Consider the following 4,097-nt stretch of genomic DNA (forward strand, 5'->3'; position numbering starts at 1 on the left):
TCTGTGGGCTTAACCGTGATCGTGCCGCCTTTCACGAGCCAATTTCAACAACTCATTCTTCAGCTTCCATCGGCTGCCAAAGCCCTGAAAGACCTGCTTTTACAGGCTTTTTCGTCGGTTAGCTCCATGGTGTATGGCAATGGGAGTTCCAGCACTTGGAGCCAACTGCTCTTCCCTAAAGGCTTGGCGGACAGCCCAGGCGGGCCTGCGCTTGCCTCCAGCTTGACCGGAGGCTTGTTGGGACTTCTTGGCTTAGCAGGCAATGTTGGCAGTGGTCTGCTTCAGCTTCTCATCGTCTTTGCCGTCACTTTGATGGTGGCAGTCCAACCCCATGCCTACAAAAACGTTGGCATTCAGTTGTTGCCGTCCTTCTATCGAAGGCGGGCTCGCGTGATCCTCAACATGTGCGGGGACGCCCTCAGCAACTGGATGATCGGCGTGTTGATCAGTTCCGTTTGCGTTGCTGTTTTGGCTGGAATCGGACTCTCACTCATGGGAGTGAAGTTGGTGATGGCCAATGCCTTGCTGGCTGGCTTACTCAACGTGATTCCCAATGTGGGGCCTACCCTCAGCACGGTTTTTCCGATGTCCGTCGCTCTGCTCGACGCCCCTTGGAAAGCCTTAGCTGTCTTGGGGCTCTACATCTTCATTCAGAACATGGAGAGCTACGTGATCACGCCTTCCGTGATGCAGCGCCAGGTCAATTTGCTGCCAGGGCTCACCCTTGCCGCTCAATTGATCTTCACTGTTCTTTTCGGCCCACTTGGCCTGCTGCTCGCTCTTCCACTAGCGGTTGTGTTGCAAGTTCTCATTCGCGAAGTCGTCGTTCACGATCTTCTTGACCCCTGGAAGCGGCAGAAATTGACCTCATGAACGCTCGCACCCTGCTGATTGCGCTCACATCCATCCTGCTCACACTGCTGTTGTGGCAGCTGCGCTGGGTGCTGCTGATTTTGTTTGGAGCTGTTGTGTTGGCCGTGACACTCGACGTTCCGATCCTGAAGTTGATGGAACGCTTCAGGCTCCAGCGGCCCGTTGCCCTATTGGTCGTTCTTTTGGTTCTGTTCCTGGGCGGAACCTTGGTGGTTCAACTCCTCCTCCCAGAACTGCTGGGACAATTCGAACAACTCACCGCTCTGTTGCCCAATCTGATCGACAAGATCAGGTCGATCATCGCAAGCCAACCAAGCCTGTCAGACCTCAACATCAGTCCATCTGAATCCCTCAGCTGGACGGGAATTCAGCCCGTTGGGGCGCAGCTACTTGGGTATGCCGGTGGCGCTGCAAATGGCTTAATTCAAGTTCTTTTGATGAGTCTGTTGGCGATCCTGCTCGCACTGGATCCCAAATCCCATCGCCAAATGCTGATCGCGGTGAGTCCTCGCCCTGCACGGGCTCAAGTTGCGCAACTGCTGGATCGCTGCCGAGACGCTCTCGGCGGATGGCTTGCCGGCATGACCATTTCAGCAACTGCGGTGTTTGTCCTCACCTGGACTGGGCTTGCCATCCTTGGTGTGCCATTGGCCCTGCTCAGCGGCTTGGTATGCGGCTTGCTCACCTTTGTCCCCACGATTGGACCTACGGCAGCAACCCTTTTGCCGATGGGGATTGCTCTTTTAATCTCCCCAACCCTGATGCTGCAGGTGTTGGTCTTGCGGCTTGCTTTGCAAAACCTCGAAGCTTTTGTCTTAACACCTGTTCTGCTGAGTCGGACGGTGAATCTGTTGCCAACTGTGGCGTTGACCGCCCAGTTAAGCCTGGGAGCCCTACTGGGGCTGCCAGGCGTTCTGCTCGCTTTACCTCTGGTGGTGGTGCTTCAGGTGATCATGCAGCAAGTGGTGATCAAGCAGATCATGGATCGCTGGGAGCTATCCCCCGTATTGCCATCCCGTGCTGCTGAGCTCGAGGGCAGCAGCGTCACGGTGGAGAACCGCTGATTTCACCTGGCCAAGAAACACGGTGTGATCGCCATGGGCAAGTTCACCCACAAGCTCACACTCCACTGCTCCGAGGGCGTCCTTGAGAATCGGTAAACCCAGCTCGCCTGTTGTGAATGGAGCGGCCTCAAAGCGTCCGCCAACCGCCTGCTGTGGCTTGAAAAACACAGCAGCCAAATCCTTCTGATCGGCGGCCAACACGTTGAGGGAGAAGCGGCGAGTGCGTTGAATCATGCCGTTGCTAGTGCTATCGGCACGAACAGCCATCACCACCAGGGGTGGATCAAAGGATCCCTGTGTCACCCAACTAGCAGTGAACCCATTGACCTGATCCCCTTCTGCGACACCACAGATGAACAAGCCATGGGGGATTTTTCTAAGCAGGGTTTTCTTGGCGTCGAGATCGAGCGACATCGTGCATTCGAGGCGATCTCCAACTTAGGAGTCAGCGCTCAGAACGACGCACAGGTCCGTAGTGACGCCACATGGAGGGAAGGAGAGCGATGACCACAACCGCCAGAAGATGGTGCCGAATCGCAAACATCAAACTGGTCAGAGTGATGTGATCGAGCAGAAGCCGAAGCTCAACACGTAAATCAAAGAGAGCCAGTAGGCCCAACAACAGGGGGACCCAGCGTTGGGCTGGGGAGCTGGATGTCATGGCCACTCACGCACCCGCCGTTCGTTGTCTTGGCCAGATACTCAGGAGGGAAGGGGCCAGAGCAATACTCGACCAACTGCCCACAATCACGCCAATCGCAAGCGCCACTGCAAACCAAAACAAGGTCGATCCACCAAACAAAATCAGACCCAAGAGGGGAAGCAAGGTGGTGCCACTGGTGTAAAGGGTGCGGGTAAGCGTGGCGGAAACGGCACGATCCACCTGCGCATCCAGAGGTAAGTCACCATCTTCACGTTGGCGTTCGCGAATGCGATCAAAGACCACCACGGTGTCATTCACCGAATAGCCGGCGATGGTGAGGAGTGAAACAGCAAACAAACTGTCGACCTCCAAACCGCTCATCAATCCAAGCCAGGCGAAAACGCCACACACAATCAACACGTCATGGCCTAAGGCCACGAGCGCCAAAACGGCATAGCGACCGTCGTAGCGAATGCTGATGTAGAGAGCGATGCCGGCAAATGCCACCAGCAACGAGATCAAGCTGCTGCGCAGCAGCTGACCACCAAGACTGGGGCCAATCGTGTCAACGGATTGGCCACCCACTTCAAAGGGGCCAGCGATGGGTTCGACAGCTTCGATCACGGCCTGCCCCTGTGAGGCGGTTAGGGCCGGCATGCGCAACACCACCGATTCACCTCGATCGAGCAACTGAACCCGAGCCGTTGCGAGATTAGGCAGGGTATCGGCGTCTTGATCGCGACCTTCAGCAGGCAAGGTGAGGCTGGCAAGCTTCTCCTGGATGTCAATTGCCCTGACGTCTTGGCAATTATCTGTGCACAAGCGCTCGAGCTGGATCTGGGTTCCACCGGTGAAATCAAGCCCAGGCCTTAAGGGGGAGCGAATCTGAGGATTCGTCCAGCTCAGCACCAAACCAAGAGCGCTGATCAACAGCACGAGCACGGAGATCAACCAAACCTTTCGCCGTTGGCGGCTCAGGGGAAAACGCAAGGGGCGTTCTTGACCAGTTGGGGAAGACACAGCCATGGCTCAAGCAGCGGAGGAAGGCAGCTGCCCTGCGGGCAGAAAATTGGTTGGGCGACGCAGCGATTGATAACTCATCAAGAAACGCAAGAGCGTGCGCGTGCAGGTCAATGCCGTGAACAAGCTGAGCAGAACACCGATTCCTAGCGTTGCTGCAAAACCTTTCACCAAACCCGTTCCGAGGAAGAACAACGCAGCGCAACTAATCAGGGTGGTGATGTGACCATCAACGATCGAAGAAAAGGCTTGAGAGAACCCCGTTTCGATCGAGCGGATCAAGGTGTTGCCGCGACGCAATTCGTCTTTGATCCGCTCAAAGATCAACACGTTGGCATCCACGGCCATACCGATACTGAGGATGAACCCAGCCGTCCCAGGCAGGGTGAGGGTGACCGGTATCAGCGCGTAGGCCGCCATGTTGAACAGGGCATAAAGGCTGAGAGCCAGCACAGCCACCACGCCTGCAAGTCGATAGACGAGCAGCATGAAAAGGG

At 56.1% G+C, this 4,097-nt stretch carries 6 protein-coding genes; 2 read left to right on the forward strand and 4 right to left on the reverse strand.

Translation table 11 applies throughout. The features are described from left to right. Positions 1-873 (forward strand): AI-2E family transporter (locus NCN04_RS08930; protein ID WP_250395856.1); only part of this gene is annotated, 873 nt, incomplete at its 5' end. Then, positions 870-1,937, forward strand: coding sequence for an AI-2E family transporter (locus NCN04_RS08935; protein ID WP_250395857.1), 1,068 nt, complete (start codon positions 870-872; stop codon positions 1,935-1,937). The genes NCN04_RS08930 and NCN04_RS08935, both read left to right, overlap by 4 nt. Here NCN04_RS08935 and NCN04_RS08940 read toward each other — a convergent pair. The 4 genes from NCN04_RS08940 to NCN04_RS08955 form a co-directional block, all read right to left on the reverse strand. Then, a complete protein-coding gene (locus NCN04_RS08940) occupies positions 1,869-2,351 on the reverse strand; it encodes a flavin reductase family protein (RefSeq protein ID WP_041427011.1) in 483 nt (160 codons plus the stop codon). The genes NCN04_RS08935 and NCN04_RS08940 overlap by 69 nt on opposite strands. Before the next feature lie 31 nt (positions 2,352-2,382). After that, positions 2,383-2,598: a hypothetical protein gene (locus tag NCN04_RS08945; RefSeq protein ID WP_250395858.1), complete on the reverse strand. Its 216-nt coding sequence runs from the start codon at positions 2,596-2,598 to the stop codon at positions 2,383-2,385. A 6-nt stretch (positions 2,599-2,604) separates the two neighbouring features. After that, positions 2,605-3,606: a protein translocase subunit SecF gene (gene secF / locus NCN04_RS08950; protein ID WP_048346639.1), complete on the reverse strand. Its 1,002-nt coding sequence runs from the start codon at positions 3,604-3,606 to the stop codon at positions 2,605-2,607. Positions 3,607-3,609: 3 nt separating this feature from the next. Next, a partial coding sequence (locus NCN04_RS08955) for an MMPL family transporter (protein ID WP_250395859.1) occupies positions 3,610-4,097 on the reverse strand: 488 nt, incomplete at its 5' end.

Origin of the sequence: Synechococcus sp. MU1655 (assembly GCF_023630655.1) — a bacterium.
Taxonomy (GTDB): domain Bacteria; phylum Cyanobacteriota; class Cyanobacteriia; order PCC-6307; family Cyanobiaceae; genus Synechococcus_C.